Genomic DNA, 14267 nt, shown 5'->3' with positions numbered 1-14267 from the left:
TCTCATCAGGAGTTGGATATGTTTAAATTTTTAAAACATATCTCCCCATCAGGCTATACTAGCCTGATGGTTCTCGCCACCCTTTATTGTACCTTTGCTTTTAATAGCCTCTTTTTTATCAAAGTATTTAATGTTTCTACAATACAGGACTGGTCCGATTGGCTATTTTTAGCGTCTGTCCCTATTCTTTTATTTTTCCTGACACTGTTACTATTTAGTTGGCTTTCTTTAATCACCTTCGTACGGCCTTTTCTATTCATTACCATTGTGTTATCTAGTGTATTGCTATACGCATCAATAAACTACGGCGTCATATTTGATAAAAACATGATGCAAAATATTATTGAAACAGACACGGGGGAAGCATTTTCATATTTAAATATAAACCTAGTTATTTTCGTACTAATCCTGGGTTTAACCCCTGCTTATTTAATGACAAAAAACAAAATAAAACAGCCACTAAAGCAAAGGCTAAAATCCTTTATACTCATTAATTTTGTTTCAATTACCTTCATCTCTTTGATAGCCTTTAGCTTTTATCAAAACTATGCTTCCGTTGGTAGAAACAATAAAGAAGTCGCAAGCTATATCACGCCATTTTCATTTTATATTGCAGGATATAAATACCTGAGAGATAACTATTTTTATCCTCCATTACCATTTCGATTACTAGATAAAACACCTGCTTTAGCTTCCAAGTCAGGTGCTAATATTACCGTTGTCGTCGTTGGTGAAACTGCACGTGCAAGCAACTTTTCACACGGAGGCTATAAAATAGATACTAACGAATACACTAAACAGGACGGCATCAAATATTTCAGTAAAATGTCATCTTGTGGCACAGCGACAGCAATTTCAGTACCCTGTATGTTTTCACGGCTAGATAGAGCACATTACAATAGCCGTCTTGCTCAGAGCCAAGATAACGTGCTTGATGTGATCCACAGGGCTGGCGCCGAAGTGTTTTGGATAGACAATAATAGTAGTTGTAAAGGTGTATGTAATCGGGTTGAGAATTACCGGATTGATACTAACAAGGATAACCCGCTGTGCGACGGTAAGTATTGCTTTGATGAGGTACTAATCCCATCACTTATGACTACCATAAACAACGCGCAAACAAGCAATATTGTTGTTGTCTTACATATGATTGGCTCGCATGGCCCAACTTATTACCGCCGCTACCCTAAAACGCAGCAAAAATTCCTCCCAGATTGCCAACGTAGCGATATCCAAAATTGTACGCCTCAAGAATTAGTGAACACCTATGACAATACCATTGCTTACACAGATTTAGTGTTGCACAAAATCATTACACAACTGTCTTCGTTAGACGCAGAAACTGTCAACATGCTCTATGTTTCCGATCATGGCGAATCACTTGGTGAAACCGGATTATATTTACATGGCTTTCCATATCGTCTAGCACCTAAAGAGCAAACTCAGATCCCGATGATTTACTGGAGTAATCGCCTAACAAATAAAAGCTATAGTGGTTGCATTGACGCTGTAAAACAGCAACCCCTTTCTCATGACAATATCTACGATACGTTACTTGGCTTAACCCAAGTTAATTCGAAAACCTATCAGTCCAAAAATGACATATTCGCAACCTGTCGAACTCAATTACTCGCAACTAATGGAGAAACTAATGCATTTTGATAACACCAATAAGCCAACTGGAGCAAAACGACTATTGCTGGCGCTTGGACACTCATTTAGAGCGTTTAATTGGCTCACAAAAAATGAATCCGCCTTTCGGCAAGAGCTTATTCTACTGCTGGTTACTATCATTTTGCTGTTTACACTTGAACTTTCACTCTATGAGCGCGTTATGCTGTTTTGTGCAACGCTGTTTGTGATGTTTGCAGAGATAGTAAATACCGCTATTGAAGCAACAATTGATAGAGTCGGTTTAGAAATCCACCCACTGTCGGGGCTTGCCAAGGACTTGGGCTCTGCAGGCGTGTTGATCGCGATTATCGTTTTTATCTGTATCTGGGGCAGCTGTTTATATCAAAACCTCTACTAGCAAATAATGGCCAATAATAAAGCTTATGTTTGGATGAGAGAAGCCAAACATAAGCTTTGGCGCTAACCCATTACTTCCTTTTACGTTTGGTTCTTGTTCCTAAAATACGCTTTTTGTCTCTTTGCTTCTTAGATTTACCAGAATTACGGCGAGTGTCTTTAGGCTCTTTGGTTAAATCAGGTTCATAGCCTGGCAGCCATTGCGGCGCAAATCGCTCATCTAAGAAAATTTCTATTTCTTCTAGTAGCCACTGTTCATCAATACTCACAAGCGAAATGGCTTGGCCGTTTTGTCCAGCACGACCACTACGGCCGATACGGTGCACATAGTCTTCAGCAACATAGGGTAACTCAGCATTGAAGACATAGTTTAGCGAGTTAATGTCAATGCCACGAGCTGCTACATCCGTTGCGACCAAGACGCGAATTTCACCTGATTTGAATTGAGATAGCGCTTTGTCACGCGCGCCTTGAGACTTATCACCGTGGATCGCTGCGGTTTTAAGGCCATCCTTATTCAATTCTTTTGCGTAGCTATCAGCGCTATTTTTTGTGCGAGTAAACACCAGTACCTGATGCCAATTATTTTTGCCAATCAAGTGGGAGATCAATTCACGTTTGCGATCTTCGTCTACCGAATAGAACGTTTGTTCAACTGTGCTTGCGGTGCTGTTCTGGGATTCAACACCTACTCGCTTAGGGTCGTTCAACCAAGGTTTTACTTGGGATAACACAGCATCGTCAACCGTAGCTGAAAATAGCAACGTTTGACGCTTAAGCGGCATAGTGCGCATGATCCGCTTAATTTCCCCCATAAACCCCATATCTAACATGCGATCTGCTTCATCGAAGACCAAGTGTTGAATATTTTTGAGTGTTAATGTGCCTTTGATCAGGTGGTCAAGTAAACGCCCAGGTGTCGCAACCACTACGTCTACACCCGCTCTTAAGCGCTTTTCTTGCGGGCCAATATTTGCACCGCCATATAAGCACACGACATTTAAGTTAGTGTTCATCACTAACTTTTCAGTATGCTCTGCAACCTGCTGTGCCAGCTCACGAGTCGGCGTTAATATCAATGCCCTAACCGATTTCTCACCTTGCGTGGCGCCTATCAGCATGGAGTGCAAAATCGGCAGCATGAAGGCGGCAGTCTTACCGGTTCCAGTTTGGGCACTTGCAATTAAATCACAACCACTGAGCAGAAGTGGAATACTCTTTTCTTGAATTGGTGTGGGTGACTCAAACCCAAGCTCAGTAATTGCGCTTAGTAGTTCAGGGTGAAGTTGTAACTCGCTAAATGTCATTGGAGATCAGTGTCTATTACCAAAATTGAGCGGATTATAGCAAACAATTATCTAAGCACTGTAATGTTCAATCTAGTTAACCTGAGGTTTGGATAAGGAATATTTCAACTCATTGTTTCTAAAGTACAACTTAGTTTTTTCCTTGTCTAGCCTAAGAGTTTTAGGAAAAACACCGCTTCCGCGTCCTGCTCTCGCTAAGGTACCTACATCCTGTAGGCAAGACGAATTTACGCACCAATAGCATCCGCAGCTCAGGTTAGTTACTTACCACTGATTTTTATTTGGCCAGAGCAACTTCTCAGATAAGATTAATCACGCTAACGCACAATGCTCAAAAGTGATAAATAAGGAGATGCACATGTCACAAAAGCGATTGAAACTTTTAGCGGTGAGCCTAGGGTTTCTTGCCATTGCGCCTTTATTTGGTTTACTCATTGCTGAGCTTAGTGTTGCAGTACTAGATTGTCGGGTTGCAGAAAGTGGTCATTCTGATTGTGTTATCGGCGGTATTGATATTGGAATGCTACTTGCCATTTTATACACAGGTGGTTGGGTAAGTATGATTTCTATCCCTGTGGCAGGCTCGGCGGCTTTGCTCTGTTACACTAAATACCGTGATGCAAACCTAAATAGAAACCAATAAAAAAGGGGCTAACTGCCCCTCTTCTCTTCACATCAATTTGATTAAATTGCTGCGTTTCTGAATTCTTTAACAAATTGCTTAACAGGCATATCGTTACAACGTAAGTTGCGAACCTGTTGGTTGTTCAAACGTAAGTGATTAACGCCGTGACGTACTGCATCTAAACATAGCTCAGTTGCGGTATCTGTTTTTTCAGCGATTAGCTCAACTTTCTTTTCTTGCTTTTGCGAGCGCTTTGCCGCTTTTGCAAACTCACGAATATCTTCACCATTACAGTGGATGCTTGGTGAGAAGCGAGAAATAAATAGGCCTAGTGATGCAGCTTCTTTACGTGCTGCACTGAAACCTTGCTCTGCTGCAACAGCACATACTTTCGTCGCTGGTGATGCGTCAGCTTGAGTGAACTCAACCTGTGAAGCGAAAGCCGTTGTAGAAACCAAAGAAACAAGACCAAAGAAAGAGAGAGATTTAAGCATAATATACCCCAATTGAACGATTCGGCGCGGATTATAATTACAACGACGAATAAGTAAACAGCTAAATCATGCAATTTTGGTTATTTAATGATCTATTTACACTAAGCTAAAATCCTCGTTATCCTCTCGCTAAACTTGTGCAAAATTTAACAACTGCCAACATGCTTATCAGCTGACTAAAGAAGTAATTTCACCCAAGCGCTGACCCTCTCGTTTTTAAGTGATAAACTTTGCCAAATAACAGCAAGAATCTAAAGAGAGCGCTATGAAAATTGTTTCGTTTAATATAAACGGCCTCAGAGCTAGACTGCATCAATTACAGGCATTGATTGAAAAACACCAACCTGATGTCATTGGACTGCAAGAAATTAAAGTCCATGACGAAGCTTTTCCTATCGACGATGTAGAAGCACTTGGCTACCATGTTTACTTCCATGGTCAAAAGGCGCATTACGGTGTGGCACTACTCTCCAAGAAACCTGCAAAAGCTATCCAAAAAGGCTTCGCTACGGATACTGAAGAATCACAACGTCGCATGATCAGCGGTACATTTGAAAGCGATTCAGGTAATGAAGTTACCGTTATGAATGGTTACTTCCCTCAAGGTGATAACATCAGCCATGAAACTAAATTTCCGTATAAAAGACAATTTTATGCAGATCTCATGACCCACTTGAATGATTTTGCCGATCCTCAATCTAACCTTGTTGTCATGGGCGATATTAATATTTCTCCACTTGATGCGGATATTGGTATTGGTGAGCAAAACCGCAAGCGTTGGTTAAAGACGGGTAAATGCTCGTTCCAACCAGAAGAGCGCGAGTGGTTAAAAACACTGCTAGATTGGGGCTTTAAAGATACATTTAGAGTGCTGACACCTGATGCAACCGAAAAATATTCGTGGTTTGACTACCGCTCAAAAGGGTTTGATGATAACCGAGGTCTGCGCATAGATGTGGTTTTAGCAACCGCTCCATTAACTGCGAAATGTATTGAAAGTGACATAGATTACGAATTGAGAGGAATTGATAAGCCCTCTGATCACGCACCAATTTGGGCAACTTTCGACATTTAATCATCTGCTTTTTCCGCCGAGACTGTGAATACAGTGCTCGGCATAGAGCAAAATCACCAATTTTAAAAACTGGATAGAAACGTGACGTTTATCGCTGCCCTTGGGTTATTTTTACTCAGTTTTCATCGCAAAGAATACCAGCAATTACTACAAGTACCAGCCAGACAAACCGGCGTATTAAGTTGTGCGGTTGTCCTCACGTTGCTGTGGCAAATAAAAGCAGGCATTTTACCTGAGCTGAACATTCATATTCTTGGAATAACAGCAGTAACGTTAATTTTAGGTTGGCGACTGGGTGCGTTAAGTGCAACTTTGGCCTGCCTCGTCCATAGTTACTTTAGTGCTTTTACCTTGGTGGAGTTTGGTAATTTTTGGCTGTTTACTGCACTGATACCTGTCTACTTAAGCTATGGACTCTTTGCCCTTTGTTATCATCATTTACCGCGGCACTTTTTCGTTTATATTTTTGTTTGTGCGTTTATTTTCGCAGGTACGGTAGGCTGTTTAAAGATACTACTAAGCGCATTCTATTATTATGCAATCGATGCCTATACTTGGTATCAGTTGGCAGACAATTATCTCCATTTTGCCGTAATAATGTGGTTCCCTGAAGCCATGTTAAATGGCATGGCCATCACCTTACTCATTACATATCGCCCACATTGGGTAAAAACTTTTTTTGATAGGGAATACTTAGACAAATGATCTCCCACTACCGCTGTCCACTGTGTAAACTGCCTTTATATCAAGGCGGTGCAAGCTACAGCTGCAATAATAATCATCAATTTGATATTGCCAAAGAAGGCTATGTCAACTTACTACCCGTGCAAAATAAAAAGTCAAAACAGCCGGGCGACAACCAAGAAATGGTTGCGGCGCGTCGGGCATTCTTCGAAACCGATCATTATCACTTTCTACGTGATAGGCTTGCACAAATTGTCTCTGAAAAAGCACCGACTACCCTGCTGGACTTAGGATGTGGTGAAGGCTTTTACACCCATGAAATCGCAAATCGCTGCGAGAATGCCAAAGTCTACGGGGTCGATATCGCAAAGCCTGCTGTCCGCTATGCCGCTAAACGCTATCCTCAAGTAGAATTTAGCGTAGCCTCCATCAAAGAGGCTCCTTTTGAAAATGAATTTGCAGATGTGATTGTGAGTATTTTTGCGCCAGTGTTCGCCGAGGAGCTCGCCCGTCTATGCAAACCATCAGGCAGTTTGTATGTCGTCTCACCCGGTGAACACCATCTATTCGAACTCAAGTCTCTGATTTATGACAATGTAAAGCTACACAAGGCACCAGAAACACCACAAGGGTTTGAATTGGTTGAACGGACTAAATTACAACAAACACACAGAATGGAATTTGAGTGTGTTGAACACTTAATCATGATGACGCCATTTGCATGGAAATTTAAGCAACAACACATGGACAGATTACAAAAGATGGACCATATCGAAATCACGCTCTCGTTTTTGATAAACGAATATCAGCGCAAGTAACCCAACATCAGATCACTAATTATGAGTAAATCGCTGCCTACTTGCTTGGTAGGCAGGAAAACAGAAACTACAGATTTTCTTGCGTAAACGCTTTGTCCATTTTATCGAACATATCTTTTAGCAATCGCGCTAAATCTCTATATCTAGGTTTTCTTGAGGACAGGGGTGCATCGTAGCCATTGGCAACCATCTTTTGATGCAGTTCTGTATACCAAGAATACAAAGCCGGATTTAACGGCGTTTCAGCTCTTTTACCAAGCCATAATAACCCTTGGACAGGAAGCGATAAAAAGAACAAAGCAATCGCAATGGCTTGCGGCAAATATTGAAAACCCAATTGGCTGGTCTGCAAAAACAGGGTAAACACCGCCAGCATAGGCATTGTATTTAAAGCAAGTTCTGTCGCCTTGATCACCCTAAATTCGGGGAACAACGGTGCTAATTCCTTGCGCATAGGCCACTCTTTCGAGTATTGACGTCCAAGTTGCACTTGCGAAATAAGACTTTTTTGCATCATAACTCCTAGGTGCTAACTTTTATATAAAAAATGAGGTAAAATCGACGTCTTTACTGTCAACTATACCTTAGTCTAAATGCGTAGCTTATATGCGCTATAGCTTTAAGCTTAATACGCAATAACTGTTATTGTCAAAACGGAAAGTCATTATGTCATCTCAGCATGTTTTGGTTCTTAATTGTGGAAGCTCCAGTCTTAAGTTTGCAATCATCGATAACGCAACGGGAGAGGAGATATTATCAGGTCTGGCTGAACGCCTAGCTGAACAATCACCACAAATTAAATATAAGTTCCAAGGCAACAAGGAAATCGTGCCCCTAAATAGTGGTGATGCGCATCAAGTTGCGATCACAACGCTTGTAAAACTCATAAAAGATCTCGCGTTAGACGCAAATCTTGTCGCTGTCGGCCACCGCGTTGTACACGGCGGTGAGCGCTTTACACAATCTGTCATTATCGATGACTCCGTTATAAATGCTATCCAAGAAACGGCTAGTCTGGCGCCTTTACATAATCCAGCTAACCTACTTGGGATCCGCGCAGCTCAAGCCGCATTTGCGCATCTACCGCAAATTGCTGTCTTTGATACGGCTTTCCATCAAAGTATGGATCAAACAGCGTACCTTTATGCCCTACCTTATTCACTATATCGTGAACATGGTGTTAGACGTTACGGTTTCCACGGCACCAGCCATGCTTATGTATCGGCGCAGGCCATCGAGATTTTAGGTTTAAAAGATAGGCCATCTCGCATTATTACCGCACACTTAGGCAATGGCTGTTCCGTTACCGCAATTAAAGACGGTAAATCGGTAGATACCAGCATGGGCTTAACTCCATTAGAGGGTCTAGTGATGGGCACCCGAAGTGGTGATATTGATCCGGGCTTGTTCTCGTTTTTAGTTAACCACCTGAACTATTCAACACAGCAAATTGACACCTTGTTGAATAAACAAAGTGGCCTTTTAGGTATTAGTGAGCTTTCTAACGATTGCCGAACGATTGAAGAAGCTGCACAGGAAAATCACCCTCAAGCAACACTGGCGCTTGATATTTTCTGTTATCGTTTAGCCAAACAAATTGCTAGCTTCTTGGTACCACTAAACGGTTTAGATGCACTTGTATTTACCGGTGGAATTGGCGAAAACTCTGATGTTATCCGTGAAAAAGTAGTGAACCAGCTTAACTTCCTTGGCATGCATATCAATAAAGAGTGTAACCTCAACGCACGCTTTGGTAATCAAGGTGTGATCACTGATGAGTCTCACTCTCCTGTCGCTATGGTCATCCCAACCAATGAAGAATGGGTGATTGCCAACGATGCAGCCACGCTTGCCAAAGGAGTGTAAAGATGGGCCGTCGTATTATGCTTATTCCTATTTCAACGGGCGTTGGTTTGACGTCAGTTTCTGTAGGAATAGTCCGAGCACTGGAACAAAAAGCGGTAAAAGTAAACTTCTTCAAGCCAATCGCACAACCTCGTAAAGATGAAGTCGGCCCTGAGAAGTCAACACTCATCGTTCAGCAAGGTTCAACCATTGCCCCACCCACGCCGTTTGAGCTGAGCTACGCTGAGCAAATGATAGGTGATGGTAAAGGCGATGATTTGTTGGAAGAAATTGTGGAGCGCTTTGAAGGCACAGTACAAGACGATGAAGTTGCCATCATTGAAGGAATGGTACCCACCCGTCGTCAACCTTACGCTGGCCGTGTAAACCGCGAGATTGCGCAAACATTAGGTGCAGATATCGTGTTTGTCTTAACGCCGGGTAATGACTCTATCGACGAGCTTGAAGACCGCTTAGAGATTGCCGCTGGTAATTATGGCGGTGTAAACCACCCTCGCGTATTGGGTTGTATTTTCAATAAAGTGAATGCACCGCTGGATGAAGATGGCAGAGCGCGCGCCGATCTGGTTGATCAATACAAACCAGAAGAGCTTGAAAATGAAATGAATCGTTTAGCATCGCTACCTATTTTCAGAAAACACCCATTTCAACTTTTAGGTGCCATACCATGGGACTTTGACTTAGTAGCGCCACGAGTTATCGACTTAAGCAATTATTTAAAAGCCGAAATCATCAATGCGGGTGATATGGAGCACCGTCGCCTGCGCCGTGTTACCTTCTGTGCAAGAACGGTATCGAACATTCTTAACCACTTTACACCAGGTGCTTTGTTAGTTACTCCTGGCGATCGGTCGGATATCCTAGTCGCAGCGTGTTTGTCGGCCATGAATGGCACTAAGATTGGCGCTATCTTGTTAACTGGTGGATTCAAACCAGAAGAGAAGATCATGACCTTATGTGAGCAAGCGATGGATACAGGTCTGCCTATTCTCGCTACTGAGGCTGATACTTGGCGCACTTCTTTGCTATTACACAATTTCAATATGGAAGTACCCAGCGATGACGAGCAGCGCATCGAGCGCGTAAAGCAGCACAACGCCCGTCACATCGATAGCGAATGGCTGGAAAGTTTGGCCAAAGGGGTCGCAAAAACCCGCAAACTCTCCCCTCCTGCGTTTCGTTATCTGCTAACTGATTTAGCTAGACGTGCAAGCAAAACCATTGTGCTGCCTGAAGGTAATGAGCCGAGAACGATTAAGGCGGCTGCTATCTGTGGTGCGCGAAATATCGCTAAAACTGTACTGCTTGGAGACAGAGAAGAGATTGAACGTATCGCTCAGCAACAAGGTGTTGAGCTTAACGAAAACGTGACTATCTTATCTCCAGAAGAAGAGCTGCAAAAGTACATTGCGCCTATGGTTGAGCTACGTAAAAATAAAGGCCTAACCGAGGTTGTTGCGGCAGAGCAACTGCAAGATAACGTCGTGCTCGGCACCATGATGTTAGCCGAAGGCCAAGTTGATGGCTTAGTATCTGGTGCGGTAAATACCACCGCCAATACTATTCGCCCACCACTACAGTTAATCAAAACGGCACCAGGCGCGTCGTTGGTAAGCTCAGTATTTTTCATGTTGCTACCGGACCAAGTGCTAGTATACGGTGACTGTGCAATTAACCCAGATCCAACGGCAGAGCAGTTAGCCGATATCGCAATTCAATCTGCAGATTCCGCTGCGGCATTCGGCATTGAGCCTCGCGTTGCCATGATCAGCTACAGCACAGGAACATCTGGACAAGGTGCAGACGTAGAAAAAGTGCGTGAAGCCACCGAGATCGCACAAAAGAAACGTCCTGATCTCGATATTGATGGGCCGCTACAATACGATGCCGCCATTATGGAAAATGTCGCACGTAAAAAAGCGCCAAACAGCAAAGTCGCTGGTAAAGCAACGGTATTTGTCTTCCCAGATCTAAATACAGGTAACACCACATACAAAGCGGTACAACGAAGTGCTGAACTTGTCAGCATCGGACCTATGTTACAAGGTATGCGTAAGCCGGTTAACGACCTAAGCCGTGGGGCTTTGGTTGATGATATCGTGTACACCATTGCCTTGACTGCTATTCAGGCAACACAAATCGAAGAATAATCTTTATACCAAGGGCTCAATGCATGAGCCCTTTTCTTTTTCACCTCACTAATCCTTTCTTTTGCCTAGAATTCGAGCGAACGCTCTGGTCTTTAAATTGACTTCGCTATACTATGAATTATACCAATTGGTATTTTTCCAAAAACAAGGGTTGGTAATGTCAAAGCAAACGCTGCAATTGCTCAAACAAGAATTTACGATACATAGCTTGGATTGCGATGACGCTGTTCCGCAAGCAGTGTTAAACAGTGAAATCTTTTTTATTGCCAAAACTGAGGATGAACTCTCTATCGTTTGCGCGTCAGATATCGCAGTCAGTAGCCTCGCGGCTGAAAGTCATTGGAGAGCATTGGAAGTCGTTGGCCCGCTGGGGTTTTCGCTGACGGGGATTATGGCTAATATTTCTGGTGTGCTAGCAAAGTCCAACGTCTCTATTTTTACCTTATCAACATACGATACCGATTACATTCTGGTAAAAGAAAGCCAAATCCAGCAAGCGATGCAAGCGCTCAAAAAAGATGGATATTTATTACTTTGATTGAACTCTCACCACCAATCCAATATCGGCCAATATCCCAAATCGCAAACCCGATTGCGCACATTCCAAGTCCTTTTTCCGGCAAAGTCTTACCGCTAAGTACGCATCCAAACGCGGCGATTGCGTCTGGTATGTTAGGAATAGGCGTTTGCGTACAAATGCGTGTGCCTTTGTTGCTATCTCCTTGTAACGGAAAACTAATCCAGATCAGAAAAAATAACGGCGAATACATTCTACACGCCAATAACGGCTTAAAAATGTTACTGAGCTTAGAAATCGGCAATGAGTTTGCCAAACCCGAATATCTCAAAGCAAACAGCTTTGGCAAAACCACGGTAAAGCTTGGAGAGCCGTTATGCTTTTTTGATATTCCACTCAGTGAAGCAAAAACTATGGCCGCCATTGTGCTACTCAATGCACAAAAGCTTGGTGCGTGTTATTATCCTTTAAAACAAGTATCTGCGGCCAAAGAGCCGATAATCACAATTGCAAGGGCGTGTGCTTTATGACAATCACCATGTATGGGATCAGCAACTGCGATACCATTAAAAAAGCCAAAAAATATCTTCAAGACAACAATATCGAATTCACTTTTCACGACTATCGCAAAGATGGATTAGACGAAGCTCTACTCACTGCTTTTATTGACCAACTTGGCTGGGAAAACGTGTTAAACAAACGCGGAACCACATACCGAGCGCTTAGCGAAGAACAAAAACAAAATCTCGATGCGCAGTCAGCGAAACAACACCTTTTGGCGGCACCAGCCATGATAAAACGCCCTATTTTGCAGTACCAAGGTCAATATCACTTGGGTTTTAAAGCTGCACAGTATGATGAGATTTTTGCCTAATGAGCGAAGTAGTTAAGCTCGCTCAAGCTCTGATCCAAAGGGCTTCTGTTACACCTGATGATGCTGGTTGCCAACAATTAATGAATGAACGTTTGGCAAAGCTTGGCTTTACCATCGAAGAACACTTCTTTGTTGATACGCTCAACACGTGGGCACGAAAAGGCGACAGCGGACCACATTTTTGCTTTGCTGGACACACAGATGTAGTACCGGTTGGTGACGAGAGTCAATGGCAGCACCCGCCATTTGCTGCAGTGATCGAAAATGACATGTTACATGGCCGCGGAGCTGCTGACATGAAAGGCTCACTTGCAGCTATGGTCGTGGCAACGGAAAGGTTTATCGAAAAACACCCCAACCACAAAGGATCATTGTCTTTTTTGATAACCTCTGATGAGGAAGGTCCTTTCGTGAACGGCACAACTCGAGTTGTAGATTTATTAGAAGCCCGAAACGAAAAAATTGATATGTGCTTAGTCGGTGAACCTTCATCACGCCATGAGCTTGGCGACGTCGTAAAAAATGGTCGTCGCGGTTCACTCACCGGACACCTAAAAGTGATTGGAAAACAAGGTCACGTAGCCTACCCTCACCTCGCTAAAAACCCCATTCACTTGTCTGCAGCGGCGATTGCTGAACTCAGTCAGGCCGAGTGGGATCAAGGGAATGCATTTTTCCCCGCAACAAGCTTCCAAGTTTCCAATATTAATGGCGGAACTGGGGCTGGCAATGTGATACCGGGCTCTTTGCAAGTACAGTTTAACTTTCGCTTTAGCACCGAAGTTACAGCCGATGAGCTCAAACAACGTGTTATTGCAATTTTAGACAAGCATCAACTTGATTATGAGCTGAATTGGATACTGAATGGCTTACCGTTTTTAACAGAGCCAGGTCCATTGCTCGATGTGACGATTGCAGCCATCAAAGAAGTGACGGGAAGGCAAACCACACCGGAAACTTCAGGTGGCACATCAGATGGACGATTTATTGCCCAAACGGGATGTAAAGTAATTGAGCTTGGCCCAATTAATGCCACAATCCATCAAGTCGATGAATGCGTGAGTTGCAAAGACTTAGATCAATTAGCCTTAGTCTATGAAAAGATCTTGGAGAAGCTACTTGCCTAGCCGCTATATGCTTACAAGCGCTGAATGCAGCGCTTGTGGCGTTAATGAATCACATCTGGTTTTTTACCATGGTCGTCATGTGCATAGCGCAATCGTTTCTGATCTCAACGCCCTCTCACAAGCTGCAAAAAAGGCCGGTTTTGAGTTTTACATGGCATCCGCATATCGAGGATTTGAAAGGCAAAAAGCGATTTGGAATAGCAAGTTTGCAATGCGCCGTCCTGTTTTTGATATCTCTAACCAAGAGGTAGAACTGAGCAATCTCTCAGACATCGACAAAGTAAAAGCAATTATGCTGTTCTCCGCCCTACCTGGTGCTAGTCGCCACCATTTGGGCACTGATCTGGATGTGTTCGCCAAAAACCTCGTACCGACAGGACAATCACTTCAACTAGAACCATGGGAATACCAGCAAAATGGGCATCAGCACGAATTTTCGCTGTGGCTTGATGCGCATTTAGCAACTTTTGGTTTCTACCGGCCTTATGATTGCTATCGAGGGGGAGTTGCTGCGGAGCCTTGGCATATTAGCCACCAGCTAACGGCATCAAAGCTTGCCACGCTGCAGTCCGTTGATGCAATTGATACCGTGCTGAAACGCAGCGATATCAAAGGTAAAGACGCAATACTGACGAATCTCAGCGCACTACATCAGCAATTTATCACCAATGTAGCGCAGCCATAACGACTGATCCGAGC

The 14267-nt window shown here is 43.3% G+C and carries 16 protein-coding genes; 13 read left to right on the top strand and 3 right to left on the bottom strand.

The features are described from left to right. Positions 1-18 precede the first annotated feature (18 nt). A complete protein-coding gene (locus tag BB427_RS18040) occupies positions 19-1662 on the top strand; it encodes a phosphoethanolamine transferase (protein WP_069022340.1) in 1644 nt (547 codons plus the stop codon). Beyond that, a complete protein-coding gene (locus BB427_RS18035; protein WP_069022338.1) occupies positions 1652-2032 on the top strand; it encodes a diacylglycerol kinase in 381 nt (126 codons plus the stop codon). Before BB427_RS18040 ends, BB427_RS18035 begins: the two co-directional genes overlap by 11 nt. Before the next feature lie 70 nt (positions 2033-2102). Here BB427_RS18035 and BB427_RS18030 read toward each other — a convergent pair whose 3' ends face one another. After that, positions 2103-3338 carry a DEAD/DEAH box helicase gene (locus BB427_RS18030; RefSeq protein WP_069022336.1) on the bottom strand — a complete coding sequence of 412 codons (1236 nt, stop codon included), beginning with the start codon at positions 3336-3338 and terminating at the stop codon, positions 2103-2105. Between the two features lie 358 nt (positions 3339-3696). On the opposite strand from BB427_RS18030, the gene BB427_RS18025 reads away from it, so the two are divergent. Continuing rightward, entirely contained in the window at positions 3697-3981 is a 285-nt protein-coding gene (locus BB427_RS18025) for a hypothetical protein (RefSeq protein WP_069022334.1), read from the top strand. Between the two features lie 41 nt (positions 3982-4022). On the opposite strand, the gene BB427_RS18020 is transcribed toward BB427_RS18025, so the two are convergent. Beyond that, the gene (locus tag BB427_RS18020; protein WP_010373924.1) at positions 4023-4457 is read right to left on the bottom strand and encodes a hypothetical protein; all 435 of its coding nucleotides are present in this window, start codon (positions 4455-4457) and stop codon (positions 4023-4025) included. Between the two features lie 265 nt (positions 4458-4722). Here BB427_RS18020 and xthA point away from each other — a divergent pair, with 265 nt between their 5' ends. The 3 genes from xthA (at position 4723) to rlmA (ending at position 7034) form a co-directional block, all read left to right on the top strand. Continuing rightward, a complete protein-coding gene (gene xthA / locus BB427_RS18015) occupies positions 4723-5532 on the top strand; it encodes an exodeoxyribonuclease III (protein ID WP_010373922.1) in 810 nt (269 codons plus the stop codon). Positions 5533-5613: 81 nt separating this feature from the next. After that, the gene (locus BB427_RS18010) at positions 5614-6237 is read left to right on the top strand and encodes an energy-coupling factor ABC transporter permease (protein WP_045989339.1); all 624 of its coding nucleotides are present in this window, start codon (positions 5614-5616) and stop codon (positions 6235-6237) included. Beyond that, positions 6234-7034 carry a 23S rRNA (guanine(745)-N(1))-methyltransferase gene (gene rlmA, locus BB427_RS18005; RefSeq protein WP_045989340.1) on the top strand — a complete coding sequence of 267 codons (801 nt, stop codon included), beginning with the start codon at positions 6234-6236 and terminating at the stop codon, positions 7032-7034. The genes BB427_RS18010 and rlmA overlap by 4 nt, the downstream gene beginning before the upstream one ends. A 67-nt stretch (positions 7035-7101) precedes the next feature. On the opposite strand, the gene yfbV is transcribed toward rlmA, so the two are convergent. After that, positions 7102-7548 (bottom strand): terminus macrodomain insulation protein YfbV, encoded by a 447-nt coding sequence (gene yfbV / locus BB427_RS18000; RefSeq protein ID WP_010605045.1) that lies wholly within the window; start codon positions 7546-7548, stop codon positions 7102-7104. A 152-nt stretch (positions 7549-7700) separates the two neighbouring features. On the opposite strand from yfbV, the gene BB427_RS17995 reads away from it, so the two are divergent. The 7 genes from BB427_RS17995 to BB427_RS17965 all read left to right on the top strand — a co-directional run bounded on the left by BB427_RS17995 (position 7701) and on the right by BB427_RS17965 (position 14253). Next, positions 7701-8900 carry an acetate kinase gene (locus tag BB427_RS17995; RefSeq protein WP_069022333.1) on the top strand — a complete coding sequence of 400 codons (1200 nt, stop codon included), beginning with the start codon at positions 7701-7703 and terminating at the stop codon, positions 8898-8900. A 2-nt stretch (positions 8901-8902) separates the two neighbouring features. Further along, entirely contained in the window at positions 8903-11050 is a 2148-nt protein-coding gene (gene pta / locus BB427_RS17990; protein WP_026001076.1) for a phosphate acetyltransferase, read from the top strand. Positions 11051-11207: 157 nt separating this feature from the next. Continuing rightward, on the top strand, positions 11208-11588 hold the full coding sequence (locus BB427_RS17985) for an ACT domain-containing protein (RefSeq protein ID WP_010605048.1): 381 nt from the start codon (positions 11208-11210) through the stop codon (positions 11586-11588). Further along, positions 11585-12097: a PTS glucose transporter subunit IIA gene (locus BB427_RS17980; RefSeq protein ID WP_069022331.1), complete on the top strand. Its 513-nt coding sequence runs from the start codon at positions 11585-11587 to the stop codon at positions 12095-12097. The genes BB427_RS17985 and BB427_RS17980 overlap by 4 nt, the downstream gene beginning before the upstream one ends. After that, positions 12094-12441, top strand: a complete 348-nt coding sequence (locus BB427_RS17975) for an ArsC family reductase (RefSeq protein WP_039497426.1) — start codon at positions 12094-12096, stop codon at positions 12439-12441. Before BB427_RS17980 ends, BB427_RS17975 begins: the two co-directional genes overlap by 4 nt. Beyond that, on the top strand, positions 12441-13568 hold the full coding sequence (dapE, locus tag BB427_RS17970; RefSeq protein WP_069022329.1) for a succinyl-diaminopimelate desuccinylase: 1128 nt from the start codon (positions 12441-12443) through the stop codon (positions 13566-13568). Before BB427_RS17975 ends, dapE begins: the two co-directional genes overlap by 1 nt. Further along, the gene (locus tag BB427_RS17965) at positions 13561-14253 is read left to right on the top strand and encodes a M15 family metallopeptidase (RefSeq protein WP_069022327.1); all 693 of its coding nucleotides are present in this window, start codon (positions 13561-13563) and stop codon (positions 14251-14253) included. The genes dapE and BB427_RS17965 overlap by 8 nt, the downstream gene beginning before the upstream one ends. Positions 14254-14267: the final 14 nt, after the last annotated feature.

Origin of the sequence: Pseudoalteromonas sp. BMB (assembly GCF_001709235.1) — a bacterium.
Taxonomy (GTDB): domain Bacteria; phylum Pseudomonadota; class Gammaproteobacteria; order Enterobacterales; family Alteromonadaceae; genus Pseudoalteromonas; species Pseudoalteromonas maricaloris.
This window is presented reverse-complemented; position numbering and strand designations above follow the sequence as displayed.

What these genes read in the sequence shown, in the direction of transcription:
- BB427_RS18040 (WP_069022340.1), top strand. Translation starts at nt 19, where the DNA reads ATGTTTAAATTTTTAAAACATATCTCCCCATCAGGCTATACTAGCCTG.
- BB427_RS18035 (WP_069022338.1), top strand. Translation starts at nt 1,652, where the DNA reads ATGCATTTTGATAACACCAATAAGCCAACTGGAGCAAAACGACTATTG.
- BB427_RS18030 (WP_069022336.1), bottom strand. Translation starts at nt 3,338, where the DNA reads ATGACATTTAGCGAGTTACAACTTCACCCTGAACTACTAAGCGCAATT.
- BB427_RS18025 (WP_069022334.1), top strand. Translation starts at nt 3,697, where the DNA reads ATGTCACAAAAGCGATTGAAACTTTTAGCGGTGAGCCTAGGGTTTCTT.
- BB427_RS18020 (WP_010373924.1), bottom strand. Translation starts at nt 4,457, where the DNA reads ATGCTTAAATCTCTCTCTTTCTTTGGTCTTGTTTCTTTGGTTTCTACA.
- xthA (WP_010373922.1), top strand. Translation starts at nt 4,723, where the DNA reads ATGAAAATTGTTTCGTTTAATATAAACGGCCTCAGAGCTAGACTGCAT.
- rlmA (WP_045989340.1), top strand. Translation starts at nt 6,234, where the DNA reads ATGATCTCCCACTACCGCTGTCCACTGTGTAAACTGCCTTTATATCAA.
- yfbV (WP_010605045.1), bottom strand. Translation starts at nt 7,548, where the DNA reads ATGCAAAAAAGTCTTATTTCGCAAGTGCAACTTGGACGTCAATACTCG.
- BB427_RS17995 (WP_069022333.1), top strand. Translation starts at nt 7,701, where the DNA reads ATGTCATCTCAGCATGTTTTGGTTCTTAATTGTGGAAGCTCCAGTCTT.
- pta (WP_026001076.1), top strand. Translation starts at nt 8,903, where the DNA reads ATGGGCCGTCGTATTATGCTTATTCCTATTTCAACGGGCGTTGGTTTG.
- BB427_RS17985 (WP_010605048.1), top strand. Translation starts at nt 11,208, where the DNA reads ATGTCAAAGCAAACGCTGCAATTGCTCAAACAAGAATTTACGATACAT.
- BB427_RS17975 (WP_039497426.1), top strand. Translation starts at nt 12,094, where the DNA reads ATGACAATCACCATGTATGGGATCAGCAACTGCGATACCATTAAAAAA.
- dapE (WP_069022329.1), top strand. Translation starts at nt 12,441, where the DNA reads ATGAGCGAAGTAGTTAAGCTCGCTCAAGCTCTGATCCAAAGGGCTTCT.